General features: G+C 38.0%; 22 protein-coding genes and 1 pseudogene. 20 read left to right on the forward strand and 3 right to left on the reverse strand.

Features of this window, described 5'->3' with window-relative positions; genetic code table 11:
• The first annotated feature begins 277 nt into the window (after window positions 1-277).
• Window positions 278-2,533, forward strand: a complete 2,256-nt coding sequence (locus tag QL995_RS00680) for an acyl-CoA dehydrogenase (RefSeq protein WP_010553922.1) — start codon at window positions 278-280, stop codon at window positions 2,531-2,533.
• A 188-nt stretch (window positions 2,534-2,721) separates the two neighbouring features.
• Here QL995_RS00680 and QL995_RS00685 read toward each other — a convergent pair whose 3' ends face one another.
• Window positions 2,722-3,684 (reverse strand): integron integrase, encoded by a 963-nt coding sequence (locus QL995_RS00685; RefSeq protein ID WP_007582026.1) that lies wholly within the window; start codon window positions 3,682-3,684, stop codon window positions 2,722-2,724.
• Window positions 3,685-3,923: 239 nt separating this feature from the next.
• Here QL995_RS00685 and QL995_RS00690 point away from each other — a divergent pair, with 239 nt between their 5' ends.
• The 7 genes from QL995_RS00690 (at window position 3,924) to QL995_RS00720 (ending at window position 8,313) form a co-directional block, all read left to right on the forward strand.
• Window positions 3,924-4,286: a hypothetical protein gene (locus tag QL995_RS00690; protein WP_169061461.1), complete on the forward strand. Its 363-nt coding sequence runs from the start codon at window positions 3,924-3,926 to the stop codon at window positions 4,284-4,286.
• 125 nt (window positions 4,287-4,411) lie between these two features.
• A complete protein-coding gene (locus tag QL995_RS00695; RefSeq protein ID WP_290291627.1) occupies window positions 4,412-4,852 on the forward strand; it encodes a hypothetical protein in 441 nt (146 codons plus the stop codon).
• Between the two features lie 133 nt (window positions 4,853-4,985).
• Window positions 4,986-5,234 (forward strand): hypothetical protein, encoded by a 249-nt coding sequence (locus tag QL995_RS00700; RefSeq protein WP_290291630.1) that lies wholly within the window; start codon window positions 4,986-4,988, stop codon window positions 5,232-5,234.
• Window positions 5,235-5,313: 79 nt separating this feature from the next.
• Entirely contained in the window at window positions 5,314-5,793 is a 480-nt protein-coding gene (locus tag QL995_RS00705) for a hypothetical protein (protein WP_290291632.1), read from the forward strand.
• A gap of 127 nt (window positions 5,794-5,920) precedes the next feature.
• Window positions 5,921-7,036, forward strand: coding sequence for a hypothetical protein (locus tag QL995_RS00710; protein WP_290291634.1), 1,116 nt, complete (start codon window positions 5,921-5,923; stop codon window positions 7,034-7,036).
• Window positions 7,037-7,164: 128 nt separating this feature from the next.
• Window positions 7,165-7,425, forward strand: coding sequence for a hypothetical protein (locus tag QL995_RS00715; RefSeq protein WP_024592024.1), 261 nt, complete (start codon window positions 7,165-7,167; stop codon window positions 7,423-7,425).
• Window positions 7,426-7,551: 126 nt separating this feature from the next.
• Window positions 7,552-8,313, forward strand: coding sequence for a hypothetical protein (locus tag QL995_RS00720; protein ID WP_282114038.1), 762 nt, complete (start codon window positions 7,552-7,554; stop codon window positions 8,311-8,313).
• 32 nt (window positions 8,314-8,345) lie between these two features.
• Here the strand turns inward: QL995_RS00720 and QL995_RS00725 are convergent.
• Window positions 8,346-8,474: pseudogene (locus QL995_RS00725) on the reverse strand (IS110 family transposase); the annotation flags it as partial.
• Window positions 8,475-8,601: 127 nt separating this feature from the next.
• Between QL995_RS00725 and QL995_RS00730 the strand changes: the two are divergent.
• From QL995_RS00730 to QL995_RS00775, 10 genes are all read left to right on the forward strand, one after another.
• On the forward strand, window positions 8,602-8,739 hold the full coding sequence (locus QL995_RS00730) for a hypothetical protein (protein ID WP_206013370.1): 138 nt from the start codon (window positions 8,602-8,604) through the stop codon (window positions 8,737-8,739).
• On the forward strand, window positions 8,739-9,008 hold the full coding sequence (locus QL995_RS00735) for a hypothetical protein (RefSeq protein WP_282114039.1): 270 nt from the start codon (window positions 8,739-8,741) through the stop codon (window positions 9,006-9,008). The genes QL995_RS00730 and QL995_RS00735 overlap by 1 nt, the downstream gene beginning before the upstream one ends.
• 346 nt (window positions 9,009-9,354) lie before the next feature.
• A complete protein-coding gene (locus QL995_RS00740; RefSeq protein ID WP_282114040.1) occupies window positions 9,355-9,456 on the forward strand; it encodes a transposase in 102 nt (33 codons plus the stop codon).
• Window positions 9,457-9,684: 228 nt separating this feature from the next.
• Window positions 9,685-9,945 carry a hypothetical protein gene (locus QL995_RS00745; RefSeq protein WP_282114041.1) on the forward strand — a complete coding sequence of 87 codons (261 nt, stop codon included), beginning with the start codon at window positions 9,685-9,687 and terminating at the stop codon, window positions 9,943-9,945.
• Window positions 9,946-10,229: 284 nt separating this feature from the next.
• Window positions 10,230-11,186, forward strand: a complete 957-nt coding sequence (locus QL995_RS00750; RefSeq protein WP_290291650.1) for a kinase — start codon at window positions 10,230-10,232, stop codon at window positions 11,184-11,186.
• Window positions 11,187-11,332: 146 nt separating this feature from the next.
• Window positions 11,333-11,962: a uracil phosphoribosyltransferase gene (upp, locus tag QL995_RS00755; RefSeq protein WP_101217012.1), complete on the forward strand. Its 630-nt coding sequence runs from the start codon at window positions 11,333-11,335 to the stop codon at window positions 11,960-11,962.
• 9 nt (window positions 11,963-11,971) lie between these two features.
• A complete protein-coding gene (locus QL995_RS00760) occupies window positions 11,972-13,210 on the forward strand; it encodes a uracil-xanthine permease family protein (RefSeq protein ID WP_166421572.1) in 1,239 nt (412 codons plus the stop codon).
• Window positions 13,211-13,355: 145 nt separating this feature from the next.
• Entirely contained in the window at window positions 13,356-15,101 is a 1,746-nt protein-coding gene (locus QL995_RS00765; protein ID WP_290291657.1) for an HAD-IIB family hydrolase, read from the forward strand.
• Window positions 15,094-16,314, forward strand: a complete 1,221-nt coding sequence (locus tag QL995_RS00770) for a glycosyl transferase (protein WP_002958673.1) — start codon at window positions 15,094-15,096, stop codon at window positions 16,312-16,314. Before QL995_RS00765 ends, QL995_RS00770 begins: the two co-directional genes overlap by 8 nt.
• Window positions 16,315-16,369: 55 nt before the next feature.
• Complete coding sequence (locus QL995_RS00775; protein WP_290291661.1) at window positions 16,370-18,148, forward strand: sugar phosphorylase; 1,779 nt, start codon at window positions 16,370-16,372, stop codon at window positions 18,146-18,148.
• A gap of 79 nt (window positions 18,149-18,227) precedes the next feature.
• On the opposite strand, the gene QL995_RS00780 is transcribed toward QL995_RS00775, so the two are convergent.
• Window positions 18,228-21,074, reverse strand: a complete 2,847-nt coding sequence (locus QL995_RS00780; RefSeq protein ID WP_290291665.1) for a TonB-dependent receptor — start codon at window positions 21,072-21,074, stop codon at window positions 18,228-18,230.
• Between the two features lie 614 nt (window positions 21,075-21,688).
• Between QL995_RS00780 and QL995_RS00785 the strand changes: the two genes are divergently transcribed.
• The gene (locus QL995_RS00785) at window positions 21,689-22,078 is read left to right on the forward strand and encodes a cytochrome b562 (RefSeq protein ID WP_007580869.1); all 390 of its coding nucleotides are present in this window, start codon (window positions 21,689-21,691) and stop codon (window positions 22,076-22,078) included.
• Window positions 22,079-22,161: 83 nt separating this feature from the next.
• Window positions 22,162-22,548 (forward strand): OsmC family protein, encoded by a 387-nt coding sequence (locus tag QL995_RS00790; protein WP_024591728.1) that lies wholly within the window; start codon window positions 22,162-22,164, stop codon window positions 22,546-22,548.
• Window positions 22,549-22,591 lie beyond the last annotated feature (43 nt).

Genomic DNA, 22,591 nt, shown 5'->3' on the forward strand with positions numbered 1-22,591 from the left:
TCTACAAATTGAATAAAAACGTAGCCTATTTGTGCTGCGTTTTTTTATGCCCATAAAAAAATAGATACAGCGCTAGAGCTTTTGCTGTTTTATTCATCATTTTAGCTAAAATACTTTTTTTCAGCGTACAACTGTAAGCCTTTGTGTTTCAACAGTTTACGTTCAGGTAAAGAAAATAAATTGAAAAAACTGTTAATTAATTGAATAGAGCAATTGATCTAAACGATTTTTTATGACGTAATGTAGTTATTATTTAGCTGGTCGGATGAGTTCAATCATGAGTTTACGTACAAAACTAAAAAAAGTATTACCAAGTATTTCTATCACAGAACAAGAAGCGCTAGACGCGGGTGATGTATGGCTTGAAGGTTCTATCTACCAAGGTAAACCTGATTTCAGTGCACTTCGCGACGTACCTGCTGCTACATTAAGCGCAGACGAGCAAGCATTCTTAGACGGTCCAGTAAAAGAACTACTGGGCATGATTGACGATTCAGTGATTCAAAACGGCATTCATTTACCAAATGACATCTTAGAATTCTTGAAAAAAGAGCGTTTTTTCTCGCTTATCATTCCTAAGTCGTTTGGTGGTTTAGAGTTTAGCCCTTATGCAAACTCTACTATTGTTGGCACAATTGCGACTAAAAGCTCAGCAGTTGCGGTAACCGTAATGGTTCCTAACTCGTTAGGCCCGGGTGAGCTATTACTTCACTTTGGTACGCAAGAGCAACAAGCACATTACTTACCACGCCTAGCAAATGGTACAGACATTCCATGTTTTGCATTAACAAGCCCAGAAGCGGGTTCTGATGCAGGTGGCATTCCAGACATTGGTACAGTTACTAAAGGCATGTATAAAGGCGAAGAAGTACTTGGCCTTGAGATCACATGGGACAAGCGCTACATAACGCTTGCACCTATTGCTACCGTACTTGGTTTAGCTTTTAAAGTAATGGACCCTGATGGTTTATTAGGTGGTAAAGAAAGCTTAGGTATTACCTGTGCACTTATTCCAAAAGAGCACCCAGGTGTAGAGCTTGGTAATCGTCACGACCCAATGGGTATTCGTTTTTACAACGGTACTACACGTGGTAACAAAGTATTTGTACCAATGGATTTTGTTATTGGTGGACAGAAAAATATCGGCCGTGGTTGGCAAATGCTGGTTAGCTGTTTAGGTGCTGGCCGTGGTATTTCATTACCTGCGCTAGGTGTTAGTACAGCACAAGTTGCATTTAAATCAGCATCTGAATACGCAGCAGTGCGTGAACAGTTTGGTTTAGCCATTGGCCAGTTTGAAGGTATTCAAGAAAAACTAGCTGACATTGCAGGTAAAACATACCTACAAGAAGCAATGCGCGTACTTACAACTGAAGGCTTAGGCATGGGCTTAAAACCATCAGTAGTAACTGCAATCGCTAAATACCACATGACAGAGCTTGGTCGCGACGTGCTTGATTCAGCAATGGATATTCAAGCGGGTAAAGCGATTCAAAATGGTCCACAAAATACATTAGCAAGTGGTTATGTTGCTCAGCCGATTGCCATTACGGTAGAAGGCGCGAACATTCTTACACGTAACCTAATGATCTTTGGTCAAGGTGTTATGCGTTGTCACCCATATTTACAATCTATGGTTGAGTCAATTCACAGCGAAGACAAAGGCGCAGATAAAGAATTTAACGGCATTTTACGTAAAACAATTGGTTACAGCACAGCAAACAGCTTCCGTGCTTTTCGCCTTGGTGTTTTACCATTTACAGCAAGTGCAAACTCTGAATTACCAGAAGTACGTGACTACGAAAAAGCAGTACATAAATTATCTGCAAAACTTGCAGTGTACGCAGACTTTTCGTTACTGGTACTTGGCGGTAAGTTAAAACAAGCAGAAATGCTATCGGCACGTTTAGGTGATGTAATGAGCTTCTTATATGCAGCTATGGCATCAATTAAATACTACGAGCAAAAAGTATCAAGCAGTGACCGTGAGCAAGCAGCGCCGTATTTCCATTACGCGACTCGTTTTGCACTACAAAGTGCTGAAGAAGCATTGCATAAGTTTTTAGATAACTTCCCTGCAAGTGGTACACGTAAGTTTATTCGTTTCATTACAATGAACTACTCAACTAAAATGCCAAAAATTAGCGATGATTTAATCCGCGAACTAGCTAAGCAAGCTCAGCTAGATACCGCATTTAAAGCGCAAATCACGCATTTAGTTAAACCAGTAGTGGGCGATGGCCATCATATTAATGAGCAAGCTTACAAAGCTAAAATGGCATCACTTGGCGAACTGGCTAAAGTTAAAAAAGCATTACGTGCTAAAGTAATTAAACCAGGTATACGCTTTAACATCACGCTTGATAACGCACTAGCGGCAAACGTAATCACACAAGCTGAACACGTTCAGTTAATTGATTACAACATCAAACGTGAAAAAGCGATTCGTGTAGATGAGTTCGATTTTGATATGAACCTACTAGACGATAACGCACAGCCGATTAATCCGCTTAAAAGTGTAGTTAATCAGTAAGTTAAAGTAATTAAATTCAATGATGCAAAGCGCCCGCAGTATCGGCGCTTTTATTCTTGAAAAGTATTAGTGTGGAGCCCCGCTTGTGTAAAAACAAGCGGGGCTTTTTTTATGTTTTTAAAATGGAAATAGATGACGGTATTGGTTTGAAAGTGAATATGTATCTGTAGAGTATTAAAAAGAGACGCTTATAATCTTGAAAAAGGGCTAACAACCCCGTTAGCACCTTGCTGTAGTACATGGGTATATATTTGCGTAGTACGCACATCACTGTGACCTAGCTGTGTTTGTACTGTACGAATATCAGCGCCGCTTTGCAGTAAGTGCGTAGCAAATGAATGGCGCAAAGTATGTGGCGTAACGTGTTTATTAATATTTGCATCAAAAGCGGCTTTTTTAACAGCGCGTTGTAATTGCTTTTCATCAATATGATGGCGCCTTAATTGCTTACTCTCAGGATCAAGACTTAATTTATGTGATGAAAATAAATATTGCCAGCCCAGCTGTCTATTGTGGTTTGGATATTTTTTACGTAATAAATGAGGCATGTAAGCGCCGCTATACAAGGGGTTTTTCAAATCTAATTGCAGGTAACTATCAACTAATTGTATTTGAGAACGTAATTGCGGTGTGAGCTCTACTGCAAGCGTTACAACACGATTTTTGCCTCCTTTGCCATCCCAAATTCGAATGCAGTTATAGTCAAAGTCAATATCGTGTATCCGTAAACGCAGTACCTCCATTAAGCGCATACCGCTACCATAAAGTAATCCACAGGGTAAATAATGCTTTGCAGAGCACACTTTAAAAAAATTATTTATTTCTTGCTGCGTTAAAACTACCGGTAGTTTAGTTGCTCGTTTGCTCTTAATAAAACCTAATGATAATGAGAGTGGTTTTTTAATCACTTCTTTAAATAAAAAGCTCAACGCATTTAAGGCTTGCGCTTGAGTGTTAGGAGCAACATTTTGTTGGTTGACAAGGTGGTTTAAAAAAAGTTCGACCTCATTGTCTCCCATCGTTGTTGGGTGCCTCATAGAGTTAAAGCGAATAAACGAAGCTATCCAGTATAAATACGCTTTAACGGTACTTTTAGCATAACGCTTTAGATACATTTGTTCGGCTATCATAGTTAAAAAAGGTGATTTCATGATATGAATCTCTAGCTAAAGTTAACTGTATATATAGACAGTGCTTGTTGTTTTGTCCAATATTACTGATCTCCACCATTTCGGTACATTTTCGCACTGATTAAAAATAATTTTCAGTTAACTAATTGTTTACAGGTGTTTATTTGATGGTTAAGATAAATGCATTGTAATATATGGACATTTGTCGGTTTATAAAACGACAAATGTCGTAGACAAAATTGTTATGTGACTCTCAGGCTATGAAGTATAAAAATATAATTTCGGCGATTCATAATTTTGGACATAGCTTTTCGAGTTATGAAAATTATGTCGATGATGACTTTGTAATTGATGAATTAAGAAACATTCGAAGAAATGGATATGATATTTCCGTTAATTGGCTTACTCGTGAATTTGAGCCATCTCAATTACTGAGTGAACGAATCACTAAATCAATTGGATATTGGGCAGATTCCCTTGAAGAGCATTTAGTTAAACACAATGTTGAGCCTTCTGCGATCAAAAGCCTTGTGTTTAAATGGCCCGTAAAAACTATGCATTATATTGTGGCAATTGACGACCGCGATATAGAGCATAAAAAAGTAATTAATTATGCGAGTTAAGTCACATAACAAGCTAATTAATAAGGACAAAAAACAGTTGGCTGTTTTCGTTCCTCAACATTTTAGCCAACAATTTTTTGCCTGTTATTAGGGCGTTAAATTTTTAAGCGAGGATGCATAGTTATATGTCTAAGCCAGCAAGGATGATCATGCTAGACGAAAATGATCCAAAAACTATAAAACTCGCCAATGAGTTCGAATCAGCTTTGAAAAAAGAATTCTATGTGTGCGTTGCCTTGTTGTTAGTTACATTGGGAATATTTAGCTCTCTAAACTTTGTGTCATTTATGCGTCCTAGTTTTGAAACAGCTGGTTCATGGCTTGAAAGGTCAGGAGCGTTAGTTGGTGTAATGGCAATGTTTATCGAATACCGTTCCAGGAATATTAGTAATCTATTGGATAATGCTACACCTCGACTACCGCCATTGCTATTTCAACAAATAAACCATTATGCTTATCACGAATCAATCATACATAAAGTAGTGCTTTTCTTAGGTATATCGGGTGCAGTTATCTGGAGTTATGGTTCCCCCATACTTAAAGGATCACAAGGCATATTACAGTAATAAAAATTTAACAAGTTGCTTAAACGGACACAAACAGCTGGCTGTGCTCGTACCTCGCTATTATAGCCAGCCATTTTTAGCCGCTTAGCAAAGCGTTATGTGTTCGAAGATTATGAAAATTAAATGGTGGTTGATGAGTTGCAGCTTTCCTGACTTAAATTGGGCAAGGCAAGCGCTTCTAGAAGATGGCACAGCAGAGGTACTCGATTGCGATGGTAATCTTCATAAGTTTGAAACGCATGAGCAATCGAAGTTCTGGTTGCTTGAAGACGAATTTATATCTTATGAAAATATGGATGTTGAGGACGAGCGAGAATATGAAATATCTCTTTCCAAAATTCATCCACCAAAGTCTAATGTTTTCTATGTTAAAAACACATAACAAGAACATGAATGATCGCCAGCAAAGCTGGCTGGACGCGCAAAAAGCCGCGCGCCCATTATATTGGCGTTAGGCATCAATGAGAAACATTTTGGCAGCAGTATTTGCTTCAACAGTTATTCAAATTCCACTCGCATATATTCTTTTTTCACGAGAATCTCTTGTGCTGGGGCAAGGATTTTTGGATTTTTCAAATGAGCAACAGCTTTTAATATTGGGGTTTGTTTTATTTGTAGCGCTATCTTTTATTTTGTGTGTTGGATTACCAGCCTTCTTTTTACTTAAAAAACTAAAACGTAACTCATTATTTTATCTAACTACTATTGGCGCTGTTGTTCCTATTGCATTCTTGTTACTAATGGAATTGTCGACCGATACTAGAGCCGGTTTTAGTTCTGGTGAAAACTATTACGGAACATATAGAGCGATGGTTGAAAATGGACTAAGGACTAAATGGGGGGTGATAAAATACACCGAAGAGATGGTAGTCTATTCCATTCATGGTTTCTTCAGTGCATTGGTATTTTTTAAGATTGCAAATCGAGGCGTTGATGCCTAACAAAAACATTATTTCGCTCGCAGGCTCGCTGGGACAATTACTCGCTGGCTGGCGCTTCGCGCAGTATAGCCAGCAAGTAATTGCCCCATATGTTAAGCGTTAGAGCTACCTCAATCAAGGAGTCAAGATGAAGCAGTTTGGTGTAGGATGCTTGCACTTTTCAATTAGTGACAAATTAAAAAATAATATAACTGTTGAGGACTATGCAAATGAAATTGTCGAATCCTTAGAAAAGTTAACAACTATTTCAAACGTTATTATGTCTTTTAATAGTGAAGATAAAGATGCAGAAATAAGCATCGCTGACACAACCAAAATGCGCGATGGCGAACCATGTTTTCCGTTACTTTATGGTTTTAATTTATCATTCAATATCTATATTCCGAAAAGGGTTCAGGCATCTTCAATAAATGAAAGTGAAGACTATATTGATACAGGCACCGAAAAATTTAAAGTCAATTTTATTCACTCGTGGCATGGACCTCTTACTTACATTGAGTGTGTTGATGCAGGTAATAATACATCGCCGTCAAGCGCTGTTCGAGTAGTTAGAGAATATTTAATTAAAGAGTTTTCTTCATTAGATACATATATTTATCTTGATTGTATTGGACCTTCCCCTTTTCATGCAAACTTTTCGCTATGTGATAATGAGGAGCCTCTCGAAAGTGAAAATGCCTTTATCCTTGAACATGCTAAGTTAAGGGGCTATGACCAATTAAGCTTCAAATACCATAATCCTAAAGTAGAATCTGAAGACGAAGCACTTGAATATTTATTTGATTCTTTATCGGATGAGCTGTCCTTTTACTATTTTTTGCAAATAAATAGAAGTTCTGAAATTCATGATTGGTCAAATATTCAAGAATTAATGCACTCCTTACTTGAGTTCGAAGATGATTCGATTAAAAAAACGATTAAAGATAAACTAATTAAAAAGCCTAAACTTTTTAAAAAAGCGTTTAAAGAAGTTGGTTTGTTTAAAGGTGAAGTAATGTATAGCAAAAGCATTATGGAACAACAGTTCAGAGATATATACACCAGCGGTAAACATACAGTTTATCTTAAGCCGGTACTTGAAAGGGTTATCAATGAGTGGCAGGTATATCCAATACAAGAAACAATTGATTTGTTACTATATTTCGATCAAAAAAATAGTAAATCATTGGAGCTTTCAATAGTGTTTACAGCTGCAGTAGTTGGCGGTGGTATTGGCGGTGCAATCTCTGTACTTTTCAGCTAATAGCTCTAACAAGTTACTCAAACGGACGCTAAACAGTTGGCTAGCACTCGTTCCTCGTACATTTTAGCCAACTATTTTTCGCCGCTTAGTAAGGCGTTATGTTTCAATCATGGAAGGTGCAAATAAATATGTTTGGTTTTATATTTAAATATATATTCTTTAGTATTATTAACGTCGTTTTATTCCTTCTAGCAAGTTTTGCTTTAATGGCGTTGCTACCTGAAACTATCGTAAATGGAGATACATTCGAGTTGGTCTATGGAATAGTTTTTATTTCTTTTTTAGTTCTAACTGGCTTTGTAGTAAACCATCAAATCACCCCAAAAGTTGGCTTTATCGAAGGCTGGAAACTTGGGTTTCTAAGTATAAAAATGTATATTAAGCCCTGAGTAACTGAAACATAACAAGAATTTCAAGCAGGACAAAATATAGTTGGCTTTTTGTTCACTCCGTTCACCTATTTTAGCCAACTATATTTTGCCTCTTAAATGGGCGTTATATGAATCGGAGGTTTTGTGTCAGACGAAAGAAAAGCTCGTTATAGGGATATATCAGATGGATTATTGCGCCAGAGGCGGAACTTTCTTCTTCTTTCTTTATTGATGCCTTTGTTTTTTTTAAGCGGTGCTACTTTTGAAAAAATAAACTTGCTAGGAACGTTAATTCTAGTTAAAAATCCAGATGTAGTTAAGTACTCCCTTGTATTGCTTTTTTCATACTTTAGCCTTCGATATTGGCAGTATTACCAAGAGGAAACATATGTAAAAGATATGCATGACAGGATTCATGAACATTTATATTATAAAGAAGAAGTATACTTAAATAAGAGAGCACGTGAAAAGTCAAAATTCTTAAACTCAGATTTTGTTCGTATCTGCCTTACTGATCCTCGGTATTCACGTAGAAGTGGGCGCTTCACTGCAATACCAAATAAAAAAGATCAGGTTACTTTTCCTTTCATGCGAAAATGTGAGTTTTATATCTATCCTGCAGATAATGGGCAAGGCCATAGCGAATCAGATATTACAAATTTTCACTCAACATTAGCATTACCTGAAAATTCTCATTGGGAGCCCATAAGTGCTTCTGGAGGTGCTGATAAACCAGCTCACTTTTATCGACAGTATTTAACTTACAGTATTTTTAGGTTCAATATGCTCAGGGTTCTGGGTTGGTTTAGGTATATGTTAAAAGAGTCATATTTTACAGATTATCAGTTGCCTTTTATTATTGGAGCAATATCAGTCGCTGCTACTATCAGTGCTAAATTCATATAACAACACGCCCTGAGGTGGACGACTAGTAAAATTTAGCTATTAACTGCAAATTTTAAAAGTGGTGAGCCTCTGCGTTTTAAGGCCGCTAAATACGTCGATTCATTGTAGGGTGTATTCGTTTTCCAACACCTAAATACAATCCTTATCCATTTAAATGTTAGAATAAACAAGACACCCATCTAAAATTTTCCCTGTACTCTAGGGGGGGCAATCGTTTCTGCTGCGATTGATAGTGTAGTCGCAGTAGATCAAATCGTCCAAGGTGATATGTTAGGGGCTGTGATTACAATGGCCCCATTGGGTGCAAGTAAAATAGTTACGGGGCCATTAAAAGCTGGAAAAACGATCACAAAAAAAGAAATTGCAAAAAGAGAAGCTGGAACAGCTATCTTAACTAATCTGACATTAAATGGTTCGAAAGAGTGATGAAAAATTCAATTTTTATATTGATTGCCGTAATTTGGTTCGTGTTTTCTGGCTTGTTCATTGCTGAAAGATTTGGAATTGGAAATTGGATTGGGAGTCTTATTTTATATTCAATGGGATTTTATTGGATTTATCCATATATATTTTCAAAAACAATGTATTTCCCTTACAGCGCAGAAGCTTTTACAGACAAAGAAGAGAATAATACTAAACGTATGATTTTATTTGCACTCGGTTTACTGTTTTCGAGCATGGTTTCTATGCTATGAATAAAATTAATGTATAAAGTTAAATGGTATATGTGAGTTACCATGTGAATTTTGAAACCTGTATTTGAATTAAAAGCCAAAAAAAATAAACTAGACACCCATCCTACTAATAATTAGGATGACACCCATCCTAATTATTACGAAAAAAGCCCATTAAAACAGGGCGCAGGTGCAGTTTATAAATAATGAATCGCGCAAAAAGATGAGCTATGTCGATAAGATGAAAGTTAAAATAGACAGCCCAATCGGACGACGACAGCTGTTTATTAAAGAATGGCAAACGATTCGGCAGTATTGAACCGGCTTTCTTTTAAATAAAAAGCGGAATATTACGGTGAATAAAGGGATGAATAAATTGACCTTACGGGGTCAAACGAAAGTGAATACGCAATGGCAACTGTATTGCCTTGTTCATAATATAGAAAAGCTGCAAAATACGATACATTAAGAAGGGTAAGCCCTTTTAACCTAAAATAAAGTCACTAAAGCACCCGTAATCCCCTCCAAAACGCCAATTAAAACAATATCAAACACTTCTATATTCTGCGTAAAAATACAGTAATCAATTGAACCAAAATAGGAACTCAGCTATGGTTTGTTTATCAATAAAAACAAATTTAAAAACGAGTTAATCTACAGGCTCGTTATGTTTCAATCATGGAAGGTGCCAATAAATATGTTTGGTTTTATATTTAAATATATATTCTTTAGTATTGCTAACGTCGTTTTATTCCTCCTAGCAAGTTTTGCTTTAATGGCGTTGCTACCTGAAACGATCGTAAATGGAGATACATTCGAGTTGGTCTATGGAATAGTTTTTATTTCTTTTTTAGTTCTAACTGGTTTTGTAGTAAACCATCAAATCACCCCAAAAGTTGGCTTTATCGAAGGCTGGAAACTTGGGTTTCTAAGTATAAAAATGTATATTAAGCCCTGAGTAACTGAAACATAACAAGACGTTCTAACGGATAATGTTCCTCACCCGTTTTAGTGGACACCTCCTCATCACTTTGAGGAGGCTAAAATGCCTAGATATACTCAACCTAGGAAGACATGGTTTTACCCAGTTAATTTCAAAATCAAAGTGTAGTGGCATAGTGATTTTGGCGACTATTTACATACAAACTTGTATAAAACCAAGTGGGGCTTTTTTATGCCTTAGTTTTATTAAAAACGCCCACTAATGTTAAACTACAAAAAATTTAATTACTTAATATAGCTATGGCATTTTACATTCCTTTATTACAACCTCACTTTAAGCACATTGAAATTGGCGATACGTTAACATCACTTTGGAGTGGGTGTGGCAATATTGTGCAGTGCCAGCTTGATGATAAGCCATGTGTTATTAAAGCGATTAAAATACCCAGTTATATACACCATCCTAAAATTAAACAAAGTGAATTTGCGCTTAAAAGAAAGCAGCATTCCTATAGTGTTGAATACACATTTTATAAGCTTTATAGCCAGTATTTACCAGTACATGCGCAAAGTATTGAATGTATAGGTGCAATTAATAAAGATGATGAATATGCGCTGGTGTTTAAGGATTTCACCAAACATGGGTTTACTCAAGCAGGGCCACAACATGTTAAAGCTATATTAAGGTGGCTTGCACACTTTCATGCGTTTAACTTAAGTAAACCCGCTGATGGGTTATGGCAGCAAGGCAACTACTGGCATTTAAGCACGCGCCCAGATGAGTTTAATAAACTAAAAAATAACCTTGATAAAAAGTCCGATATTAAAAATGCTGCACATAAAATAGATGAGCAACTACAAAGTTGTGCGTATAAAACGCTGATTCATGGCGATGCAAAACTTGCTAACTTTGCAGCAAATGAGCGCGATGAAATACTCGGTTATGATTTTCAGTATATAGGTGCAGGTTGCGGGATTATTGATGTAATGTATTTTATGACCAGTTGCTTAAGTGATGCACAATTACACGGATGCGCTGATAAGTACCTTGCGTATTATTTTGATAATTTAAAGGCTGCTATTACTATTTATCATCCTACAGCACCAGCAGGTAAAATAGCTGACGATTGGCTCGTTTTATGGCCTGCTGCATGGGCTGACTTTTATCGATTTTTAGCTGGCTGGAGCCCCGATCACCAAAAAATAAATAGTTATATGCAACAGCAAGTAAACAGCTGGTTAGCGAGTAACATTTAATAAACACAACGGGTTGATGGCTTGCATAAATATCAAGCAAAACAATACATTTTGGCACGATGTATGAAAATCTCTTTAAAACTACAGGTCAAATGACCTTTTTTAATATAAAATACTGCAAATTCTTGTATCAGTAGGTTTATATCATGGCAATTCACGTTATTTCTCACCCTCTTGTTCAACATAAACTAGGCCTAATGCGAGCGCATGGTATTAGTACTAAAAGCTTTCGTGAATTATGTTCTGAAGTTGGAACTTTATTAACTTACGAAGCAACTAAAAACCTACAGTTAGAAGATAACGAAATTACAGGCTGGGATGGCAATAAATTAAAAGTAGAGCATATTAAAGGTAAAAAAATTACCGTAGTGCCTATTTTGCGTGCTGGTCTTGGCATGATGGACGGTGTTATGCAGTTATTACCAGCCGCTAAAGTGAGTGTTGTTGGTCTTGAACGTAACGAAGAAACACTAGAGCCAGTACCATATTTTGAAAAGCTAGTAGGTAATATTGATGAGCGCCTAAGCTTAGTTATTGACCCTATGCTTGCAACGGGTGGCTCAATGATTGCCACAATCGATATGCTTAAAAAAGCAGGCTGTAAAGAAATCAAAGTAATTGTACTAGTTGCAGCACCAGAAGGTGTTGAAAGAACACTTTCAGCACATCCAGATGTAGAAATATTTACAGCCTCAGTAGATAGCCACTTAAACGAAAAGGGCTATATTATCCCTGGTTTAGGCGATGCGGGCGACAAAATATTCGGTACTGTTTAGGAGTCTTAAGTGCAAAATAATGACACCTTTTCAATAAAAACTATTTTAACGGGCGCGCAAATGCTGTTTGTAGCATTTGGTGCGCTGGTATTAGTGCCGCTTTTAACGGGCTTGGATCCTAATGTTGCGCTTTTTACCGCAGGCATGGGTACCTTGCTGTTTCAGGTAGTGACTAAAGGCCAAGTGCCTATATTTTTAGCTTCATCGTTTGCCTTTATTGCACCTATTATTGCCGCTGTGCAAATGTGGGGCGTGCCGGCCACTATGGGCGGCTTAATGGTGGCGGGTTTTGCTTATATGCTTTTAAGTTTATTAGTAAAATTTAAAGGCGTTGCAACGCTTCATAAAATTTTACCGCCTGTGGTTGTGGGCCCAGTAATTATGGTTATTGGTTTAGCGCTTGCACCTGTTGCTGTAAATATGGCGATGGGTAAAAGTGGCGACGGCAGTATTCAAATTATTGATTACACCAGCGCTATTTATATTTCGTTGTTCTCGTTAGTGGTTACGCTTATTTTTGCAGTATGGGGAAAAGGCGTATTTAAGCTTATACCTATTCTGGCAGGGGTTGTAGCGGGTTATTGTTTATCGCTCGGCATGGGCGTTGTGCAATTTGACGCAGTGACTAACGCACAGTGGTTTGCTGTACCAAACTTTACTTGGCCTGAGTTTAAATGGCAGGCTATTTTGTTTATGGTACCTGTAGCAATAGCACCTGCAATTGAGCATATTGGCGATATGATGGCTATTAGCCAAGTAACCAATAAAGACTTTTTGAAAAAGCCTGGGCTTCATCGTACTTTGTTTGGTGATGGCCTTGCGACTTCTGCGGCATCATTATTTGGTGGCCCGCCTAACACTACTTACTCAGAAGTAACGGGGGCAGTTATGCTTACCAAAAACTTCAATCCTAAAGTAATGATGTGGACAGCTGTTATTGCCATTATTTTAGCGTTTGTAGCTAAAATGGGATCTGGTTTGCAAACTATTCCTGTGCCAGTAATGGGCGGAATTATGATCCTACTCTTTGGCTCTATTGCTGTAGTGGGTTTAAATACACTGGTTAAGTCGGGCGATGATTTAACCGCGCCGCGTAACTTAAGTATTGTTGCGCTTATTTTGGTGTGCGGTATTGGTGGTATGCATATTGGTGGTAGCCAATTTAGTTTAGAGGGCGTAAGCCTCTGCGCTATTTTAGGAATAGTACTTAACTTAGTATTACCAAAAGCAGAACCTGAAAAAGTTTAATTTTGCACATTAGCTAAATAGATTGCACCATAATAGCGCATTTTTAATGCGCTATTTTTTTAACTTGTTAATAAATATACAAAAATAATAATGGTCTAGTATCTGCATTTAACTTCCAGAACGCATTGTATGCAAAGGAGTTACTATGTCAGAGGCCAATATTGTGGATATAACCCCGTTTTTAGCAAAACACCAACTGCCTTTAAAGTATCAATATTTGAGTGAGCAATATTTTGTTCCACTCGCGCATGACATCCTCGAATCTAAAAAAACAAATACTCCTATTTTTGTTGCCATAAATGGATGCCAAGGCTCAGGAAAAACAACACTCGCTGATTTTTTAGTTACCTGGTTTTCTAAAAACACACCACTTAACAGTGTTGCATTGTCTATTGATGACTTTTATTTAGCAAAACAAGCACGTAGTGAACTTGCCAAAGACGTACATCCTCTTTTTACTACTCGCGGAGTACCGGGTACTCACGATGTAGCGTTAATGAATAGCACAATAACTAACTTACTGGCAGGAGAGGTAAACGTACCGCTTCCACGTTTTAATAAACACGAAGACGACTGCGTGCCAGCAAGTGATTGGCTAACAAACGAAAAGTCAGTTGATATTGTTATTTTAGAAGGGTGGTGCGTGGGCAGTGAGCCACAACCGTTGTTTTCATTGAGTGAGCCGCTTAACGAGTTAGAGCAACAATTTGATAAAGAAGGCGTTTGGCGCCGCTGTGTAAACAGCTGTTTGGCAAACGAATATAAAGCTGTTTTTAACCTAATTGATTATACCGTTATGCTAAAAGCACCGAGTTTTAGTGATGTTTTTACATGGCGACAAGAGCAAGAACAAAAGTTAATAGCCAAAAAAGGTGAAGGCTCAGGCACCATGACTAACGAGCAATTGGTGTATTTTATTTCTCATTTTGAGCGCATTACGCGTGAGAACTTAAACACACTGAGCGCTAAAGCAAACGCTTTAATTGAACTTGATAGCAACCGCGATATTAGCGGTATGCACCTAACGAGTGATGACACCCTTCAACCTATTATTTTTACAGATTTGGACGGCACATTACTCGATCACGCCGATTACAATACAAATAATATCAGTGAGTTATTACAGCAGCTGCAAAATGCACATATTCCTGTGGTGTTTAATACCAGCAAAACTTTTTGCGAAGTTATAGAGCTTAAAAACGATTTAAACATTCAGCAGCCTTTTATTGTAGAAAACGGTGCTGCGGTATTTATTCCAGAAGATTATTTTGAACTTAAGCCTATAGGTTGCAAAAAAATAGGCGCGTATTGGTGCTACGCAATGGCAAAGCCGCTATCGAGTTTATTAAAGGACTTAAATACTTTAAAGGCAGATTATAAAGCACATTACAAATTGTTTAGTGACTTATCGAGTGAGCAAATATCAGAACTTACCGGGCTAAACGATGCGCAAGCAAGACGCGCACAAACCCGCGATTATTCAGACCCTCTTTATTGGTATGGCAATGACGAATTACTCACAGCTTTTGTAAACGATGTTGAAGCACTCGGCTACGATATAAAAATTGGTGGGCGCTTCATTCATATTGCCAAAAATACCGATAAAAGCGCTGCACAGCAGTGGTTAGTTAAACAGTTTACCCATCATTTCAGAAAGCCTCTCACGGTCATTGCATTGGGTGATAGCGATAACGATAAGCAAATGTTAGAGCATGCAAATATCGCCATTATTATCGCCAATCCGGCGAGTAAAAAGCCGGTTAAATTGTCGCACAATAAAGCACGATACTCTCAATCGCCAGCACCGCTGGGCTGGATTGAAGAAATAACATCGTTGCCGTGCATTAGCAGTATTTTAAGTATTTCTGAGGAGCAAACATCTCATGGCTGATTTTTATCAAAATGGCATTATTACAACATTACATAATATTGCCGACAGACCAATAGAAGATCTAGAAAAAGAGCTACTTACTTTTAGCAAGCAGCGCCCAATGGGATTAATACTTCCTTCGTTATTTAGTGAACTCGAAGGCCCTGCACTGCAAAATATAGTTAGCGAATTACGCGAAGTACCGTATTTATCGCAAATTACCATAGGTTTAGATAGAGCCGACGAAGCACAGTACCGCCATGCACTTGGTTTTTTTAAAGAGCTAAACCAGAACCACAAGGTATTGTGGAACGACGGCCCACGCTTACAAGCACTTGATAAAGAATTACAAGAGCTAGGCGTTGCACCGCGTGAGCTGGGTAAAGGCCGTAACGTGTGGTACTGCATGGGCTATAAATTAGCAACAGCGGAAGTGGAATCTATCGCGCTGCATGATTGCGATATTTTAACCTACGACAGAAGCTTACTTGCTCGCTTAATTTACCCCGTTGCGCACCCGCGTTTTAACTATGAATTTTGTAAAGGGTTTTACCCGCGTACTGCGAATGGCAAAATTAATGGCCGTGTATCGCGCTTATTAGTAACGCCTTTGCTTCGCTCCTTTAAAACAATTTTAGGCAATACCGACTACCTTGAATATATGGACTCTTTTAGGTACCCACTTGCAGGTGAATTTTCGTTTAGACGCGATGTTTTAAACGATATTCGCATTCCAAGTGACTGGGGCCTTGAAATAGGCGTACTGAGTGAAATGTATCGTAATTACTCCCATAACCGCTTATGCCAAGTAGATATTGCCGATAATTACGATCATAAGCACCAAGAACTTTCACTTGATGACCAAAGCGCAGGCTTGTCTAAAATGTCGATTGATATTACTAAGGCATTGTTTAGAAAGCTGGCAACACAAGGTGTTACTTTTACCAGCGAAACAATTCGTTCATTAAAAGCGACTTATTACCGTATCGGGCTAGATTTTATTGAAACCTATCACAACGATGCGCTTATGAACGGGTTAACGCTTGATGTACACCAAGAAGAAAAAGCAGTAGAAATGTTTGCACAAAATATTATGGAAGCAGGGCAACACTTTTTAGAAAACCCAATGGAAGCGCCATTTGTGCCAAGTTGGAACCGTGTTGTATCAGCAATGCCAGACGTACTTGAGCGCTTAAAAGAAGCCGTAGAGCTAGATAACGAAGAATATAGTTAACCTGCGTGCAGGTTAACTAGCCTATAAGTCTAAACAATAAATATTAGGGGCGCATGTGAGCACAGTTAGCGAATTATTTTTACAACGAGTAGAGCAACATCTTCATATTATTTATGAGGGGGTTGAGCTGCCTTTATCGGTTACTGAGCTTGCTCAGCAACTTATTAAAATTATATTAGGTAGTAATGCACTGCGCGACCCGACCCCCCATACAAACCGATGGGATGAACAAGATATAGTATTGATTGCTTATGGCGACTCTATTATTAAACACGATGATAGTGAATTTGCTGTATCGAGCCCAATGGAGGCACCGCTTAAAACACTACACCGCTTTATAAAAGAGCAATGTGATATGCAGTTAAATGCGCTGCATATATTGCCATTTTACCCGTATAGCTCAGATGAAGGCTTTGCCGTAATGAACTACGTGCAAGTGAATGAGTCGTTAGGTGATTGGGGCGATATTCAAAACATCGCTAAAGACGTAAAGCTAATGGCAGATTTAGTTATTAACCATTGCTCAAGCAGAAGCGTATGGTTTGAGAACTTTTTAAACGATTTACATCCTGGTAAAGACTACTTTAAAACGGCCAGCTTAACGGATGATTTAAGCCAAGTTGTACGCCCGCGTACGTCATCGTTATTAAATACTGTAACAACGCCAAGCGGCGAAAAGCACGTGTGGTGTACGTTTAGTCACGATCAGGTTGATTTTGACTTTGGCAATCCTGATGTACTTAAAGAGTTTGTGGGAATAATTAGGCATTATTTAGACAATGGCGTGCGTTTATTTAGACTCGATGCGGTTGCATTTTTGTGGAAACAGCTTAATACAAGTTGTATTAACTTGCCGCAAACACATGAAGCCGTAAGGCTAATGCGAACACTTATTGAGCACGCAGAGCCCAGCGTAGTTATAATTACCGAAACCAATATTCCAAACCAAGAAAACCTGTCTTATTTTGGTAATGCCAACGAAGCGCACAGTATTTATAACTTTGCCTTACCGCCATTGTTGCTACACACATTACTTAGCGGCGATAGCACAGCAATTAAACATTGGATGATGAGTATGCCGCCTGCGCAAAATGGTACGGCATACTTTAACTTTATAGCCTCGCATGATGGAGTAGGGCTCAGACCAATTGAAGGTTTACTACAACCTAGCGAAGTGGCGTCACTAGTAAGTACAACCATGCAGTTTGGTGGTCGTGTTTCAATGCGTACAAGTAACGATGGCACACATACACCGTACGAGCTAAATATTGCTTTATTTGATGCACTTCAAGGGACGCACAATGGCCCCGATAAGTTTGGCCTTGAGCGATTTATGTGTGCTCACGCAATTATGTTTGCGCTTGAAGGTATCCCAGGGCTTTATATTCATAGTTTGTTGGGTACAACTAACGATTACGATCGATTTGAAAATTCACAGCATAACCGCGCTATAAATCGCCATCGTTGGCAAGAGTCAAAGCTACTGGCGGCAATTGGTGAAAAGTATAGTCACCATCATAAGGTGTTTAACGGCATAAAAAGCTTATTGGCAGTACGCAAAAAGCAGAGTGCCTTTCACCCAAATGCTACACAGTTTACGCTGCATTTAGCGGGTGGGTTATTTGGTTTTTGGAGACAAAGCATTGACAGGCGCCAAAGTATATTTTGTGTTTATAACATTAGCGATAAATCACAAACACTCACATTGGCCGACTTAAACTTAATTAACACCCAAAAGTGGTTTGATTTGGTGGCAAATAAAACGATTGAAGAAAGCCAATTAACGATAGAGCTAGAACCATACCAAAGCGTGTGGCTGAGTAATATTAAATAAGACCTATTAAAAAGGCTCGCACTGCGAGCCTTTGTTTTAACTAATAAGTTATTTTATTAATTATAAGTTATTTTACTAATTATAAGCTGTAGCTTAAGTTAATGTAGCCAAAGCGGCCAATGTTATCGTAACTTGCGCTACCCGCGCTTGTACCACGTGAACCGTACGGAAGTTTACGGTTAAATACGTTATCAACACCTACTTTAACGCCTAAACCGCTATTAAAGTTGTAACCTACAGTCATATCAGTAATAAAGTATTTACCGTAAGACATTTGATTACTTGGGTTAGGGTTGCTATCAAGTTCAAAATTTGTGTATAGCTCTACTTCACTCAAAAAGCGTGTTTCAACTGTTGAGAAAAAGTTATCCATAACATAACTTACAGATAAGTTAGTTTGCCACTTAGCTTCACCTGTAGTACCTGCGTATTCAATGTAGTTACTAGGGTCATCTTGGAACGGGTAATCTTTACGTTCAATTAAGTAAGTACCAATTAAGCGTGTTTTAAAGCTACCTTCAAACGCGTCAAAATCGTAACCTAGTTCAAAATCCACCCCTGATGCTTTTTGGCCAGCAACATTTAATACAGAGTTTTGTATTAAAGTAATTTCGCCATTAGCATTACGTGTAATTAAGTTACAGTATTGATTGTTTATACCTGTTGCGCTATCAACACAGCGATCAAGAATGTCTTGCGCGTTAATTGTGTCAATTGCATCTTCAAGTTCAATTTCCCAGTAATCAATAGTAAGTAGCGCATTTTCTAAAAACTCTGGTTGGTAAACAATACCTACAGTTGTACTTGTTGACTCTTCACCTTTTACATCGCGGTTACCACTGCTTAAACCATCTAATGAGGCTGCATCGTAACCTGAGTTAAAGTCACTCGCTACACCTAACGCGGCACAATTTGCAGTGCGGGTTGCTCCGTTTGATAAATCACCTAGGTTGTCAGCGCGACACGGGTCGTCTACATTGTAGAAAGTTTGGCTTGCTGCACCAAATACTTCACTAATGTTAGGCGCACGAAGCGCAGCAGATTGTGTTACACGTACACGTAGCTCATCATTTACAGTCCAATCAAGGCCAAGTTTCCAGCTAGTTGCTTCGCCAATCGTACTGTAGTCAGCATGACGTACTGCAGTATCAAACACTAAGTCTTGAATAAGCGGTAAGTCAGTTAAAATTGGCATCGTCGCTTCAAAAAATACTTCGCGAACATTAAACGAGCCCTTATCTTCGCCCAGAGCGTTAAAGAAAGTACCTTCAGCGTTATCAGGCTCTTTAGTTTCGCTTTCTTCTTTACGGTACTCAGCACCAAATGCAACACCTACATAGCCTGCTGGTAATTCAAAAATAGCGCCATTAGCAAGTGAGCCAGAAATAACTGTTTGCTTAATAGTTGAAGTGCCAACAGATACCGTATTAATGTAATCAATGGCTTGTTGAGATGGCGAACCAAACCCCATAATATTTACAGGAACACAGCCATCAGCTTGGGCTGCAGCACTACGGCATACTACGTTACCATTTGTATCTTCAACGGCATCAAGTGCATTAAAGTAATTTGCTACAATCATGTTAGCGCCATTTTCGCGCTCTAGATCAGTTTGGCCGTATACTATTGAGGTATCTAATTCCCAATCATCAAATACTGTGCCTTTTAAGCCGGTAACAAAGCGCGTTGTTTCACGCGTATTGTTTTCAATGCGGCGGCCTAGGTCGGTCATCATGCGGTTAACCATGATCGAATCAACACCTTCCTCTTCCATACGTGCTTTAATGGCTGGGTCTAGGTAAGGGTTGTCGATTTTAATGCTGTTTTCATCGTCAAAGAAGAAAAATGCAGGTTGCCCTATGCTTTCACCTTGGCTGTTTACATATTTAGCATCAAAGTAAACGTTTAAGTCGTCGGTAACATCGTAGTTAACTTTAAAGTTTACGTTGTAACGCTCAAACTCAGGTTGAATTTCTTCAAATTGACCTAAGTTGAAAAAGTCACATTCTGCACATGAATACAAATCTACATTATTACCTATGTATAAATCACGGGCGCTGCTATCAGGGTTAAAGCTATTGATAAACTTAGTTGAATCTTCGAGTGCGTAAACACCCGCGTTATTAATAGCGTAATAACCTGCATTTGGCGTTAAAATTTTATCAGGAAAGTCTAAGCTATTTGTATCTTCACCAGGTAAAACTTCTCTGCGTAAACTACTAAACGAAGTGCTAGTCCAAGGGTGATCAAGCGCGTTTAATGAATCCTGGCCTGAGTACTCAATAGCAAAAGCTGCATTACCACGATCGTTATCAAAGTTAGAGCCGTATGAGAACGTCGCTTTTTCGTTGTTGTAGCTGCTTAAATCGGCAAAACCACGTGTAACGCTAAAGTCCATGCCTTCAATGTTGTCTTTTAATATAAAGTTAACAACACCTGTCACCGCATCAGCACCGTATACAGCAGATGCACCACCAGTAATTATCTCTACACGTTCAACCCATACACTTGGAATAGTGTTGGTATCTACAGATTGAGAACCTGCAGAGCTTGATACATGACGCTTACCATTTACAAGTACCAAAGTACGATCTGTACCCATGTTACGTAAATCAAGAATATTTAAACCCGCAGTACCAATAAAACGGCCTGAGTTAGCCATAGAATATGTATTGCCAAGTGCAGGTAAGTTATTTAGCGCTTCACCAATGTTTACAGCGCCAGTGTTCATTAGCTGCTCGCCACTGATAACTGTAACCGGTGCAGGCGCAATAGCACCTTCACGTAAAATACGTGAACCCGTTACTTCAACACGTTCAATTTTTGTTGCTTGCTCTTCTTGTGCAAGCACAGAATTACTTGCTGTTGCAGCAGCAGTAATTAATGCACATTTAATGCTAGTAGAAAGTAAATTATGACGTTTCATTTGATTCCCAGAGAACATTTTATAGTAATTAAATACAATGTAGTTTTATCCAAATGCAGTTTGTATTTGGATAAAGCCCTATAACTTTTTTTATGAGGGCGACGATTATTGCATGCTGATTATTTTATTAAAAGGAGCTAACTCACTGTAAAATAAGCAACTTGAAATAACCTGAAGAACTTTTATTGTGTTTTTTGGTATTAATTACAAAGGCTCTTTAAACGATTTACTGAGGTGTTTTTACATTTAGTTTTTCTTATATATTTTAGTTATTAACATTGGTTTTTATTTGTTAAATTTTCAGTTGTTTTTTAAGTCAATTTTTTGCAGTTTATAATTATTCACATATAAATTTTTATTTATATGAAGTTGTCAGCGAGTATTATATGTACTTATTTGTAAAGGTTATGTGTGTTATCACTCTTTTAAAGTGATTTTTATTAGGTGTTTTTTATTCAAAAAAATCGTTATTTGAATATTTTTCACTATTGCGGCTTTAAAATGATTAATTTGTAAACCCCCTTTACAGCTCAAAGTGCTCATAACAGCTCGTAAAGTTACTTTGCTACGTAAACTTGATACAATTTAGGTGTTTTTAATTAATAGGTTTGACCATGAAGTATTTAGTTATTATTTTTACCTTTGCGTTTAGTTCAATGTCTTTTGCGCAGCAAGAAGTCGATCTTGAAGTAAATATGAAAAACACGGGCCTTGCATATAAACAAGCGGTGCAGGCAACTCAACTTAGTGAATTTAATACTGCGATTGATGAATTTATAAAGCTGGTTAAAGTGAGTAAAACAGGTAAGTTTTACAAAAAACCTGAGCAGTCATTGCAGGGCCTTGATAAAGTGATTGCTCAAGCTGAACTTGCAAAAAAAGCAGCAAACGAGCAGGGGCTAAGTGCGGCAAAAGAACCACTGAAAAATATAGATAATTTACGTAAAAAATATCATGAGTTACACGAGCCTCCAGGGTTCTTTGAATTACTGTTCGGTTCATAAACCTAGACTATATGTGTCTTTAGTAGCTACTTTTAAGCTAATTGCGTTAAAGGTATCTGCAGCAATAAATATAAGGAAACACAATGGAAATTTCAGTTTCAATGTTAGAAGGCCAAAAGCAAAGCGCTAAATTTGGCGACCTAGAAGTAATAAGCGATCAAAGCGTAAACGCTGGTGGCAATGCAGAGTATCCAGAACCGTTTGATTATTTTTTAGTAAGTATGGTTTTATGTGCAGGTTTTTATGCGCGTAAGTTTTGCGAGCAGCGTGATATTTCAACGCAAGGTATGACGCTTACTCAAAATAACGAAAATGTAGATGACAACGGTAAAAAGCTATTTTCAATTGAGATTAACTTACCAGAAGGTTTCCCTGATAAATATAAAAAGGCGCTTATTGCAGCCGTTAATACCTGTACGGTAAAAAAAGTAATTCAGGCAGTACCAGAGTTTTCAGTAGTGGTAAAATAGTCCCCCTAAATTAGGTAGCTTAAGCAAGCTACCTAATTATATG

The sequence above is a fragment of the Pseudoalteromonas sp. APC 3358 genome, assembly GCF_030408075.1.
Classification (GTDB): domain Bacteria; phylum Pseudomonadota; class Gammaproteobacteria; order Enterobacterales; family Alteromonadaceae; genus Pseudoalteromonas; species Pseudoalteromonas arctica.

Coding starts and splice junctions, on each gene's coding strand:
- QL995_RS00695 (WP_290291627.1), top strand. CDS start 4,412: ATGTCTAAGCCAGCAAGGATGATCATGCTAGACGAAAATGATCCAAAA.
- QL995_RS00790 (WP_024591728.1), top strand. CDS start 22,162: ATGGAAATTTCAGTTTCAATGTTAGAAGGCCAAAAGCAAAGCGCTAAA.
- QL995_RS00700 (WP_290291630.1), top strand. CDS start 4,986: ATGAGTTGCAGCTTTCCTGACTTAAATTGGGCAAGGCAAGCGCTTCTA.
- QL995_RS00780 (WP_290291665.1), bottom strand. CDS start 21,074: ATGAAACGTCATAATTTACTTTCTACTAGCATTAAATGTGCATTAATT.
- QL995_RS00715 (WP_024592024.1), top strand. CDS start 7,165: ATGTTTGGTTTTATATTTAAATATATATTCTTTAGTATTATTAACGTC.
- QL995_RS00680 (WP_010553922.1), top strand. CDS start 278: ATGAGTTTACGTACAAAACTAAAAAAAGTATTACCAAGTATTTCTATC.
- QL995_RS00785 (WP_007580869.1), top strand. CDS start 21,689: ATGAAGTATTTAGTTATTATTTTTACCTTTGCGTTTAGTTCAATGTCT.
- upp (WP_101217012.1), top strand. CDS start 11,333: ATGGCAATTCACGTTATTTCTCACCCTCTTGTTCAACATAAACTAGGC.
- QL995_RS00690 (WP_169061461.1), top strand. CDS start 3,924: ATGAAGTATAAAAATATAATTTCGGCGATTCATAATTTTGGACATAGC.
- QL995_RS00710 (WP_290291634.1), top strand. CDS start 5,921: ATGAAGCAGTTTGGTGTAGGATGCTTGCACTTTTCAATTAGTGACAAA.
- QL995_RS00730 (WP_206013370.1), top strand. CDS start 8,602: ATGGCCCCATTGGGTGCAAGTAAAATAGTTACGGGGCCATTAAAAGCT.
- QL995_RS00740 (WP_282114040.1), top strand. CDS start 9,355: ATGAATAAATTGACCTTACGGGGTCAAACGAAAGTGAATACGCAATGG.
- QL995_RS00745 (WP_282114041.1), top strand. CDS start 9,685: ATGTTTGGTTTTATATTTAAATATATATTCTTTAGTATTGCTAACGTC.
- QL995_RS00770 (WP_002958673.1), top strand. CDS start 15,094: ATGGCTGATTTTTATCAAAATGGCATTATTACAACATTACATAATATT.
- QL995_RS00750 (WP_290291650.1), top strand. CDS start 10,230: ATGGCATTTTACATTCCTTTATTACAACCTCACTTTAAGCACATTGAA.
- QL995_RS00765 (WP_290291657.1), top strand. CDS start 13,356: ATGTCAGAGGCCAATATTGTGGATATAACCCCGTTTTTAGCAAAACAC.
- QL995_RS00705 (WP_290291632.1), top strand. CDS start 5,314: ATGAGAAACATTTTGGCAGCAGTATTTGCTTCAACAGTTATTCAAATT.
- QL995_RS00735 (WP_282114039.1), top strand. CDS start 8,739: ATGAAAAATTCAATTTTTATATTGATTGCCGTAATTTGGTTCGTGTTT.
- QL995_RS00685 (WP_007582026.1), bottom strand. CDS start 3,684: ATGAAATCACCTTTTTTAACTATGATAGCCGAACAAATGTATCTAAAG.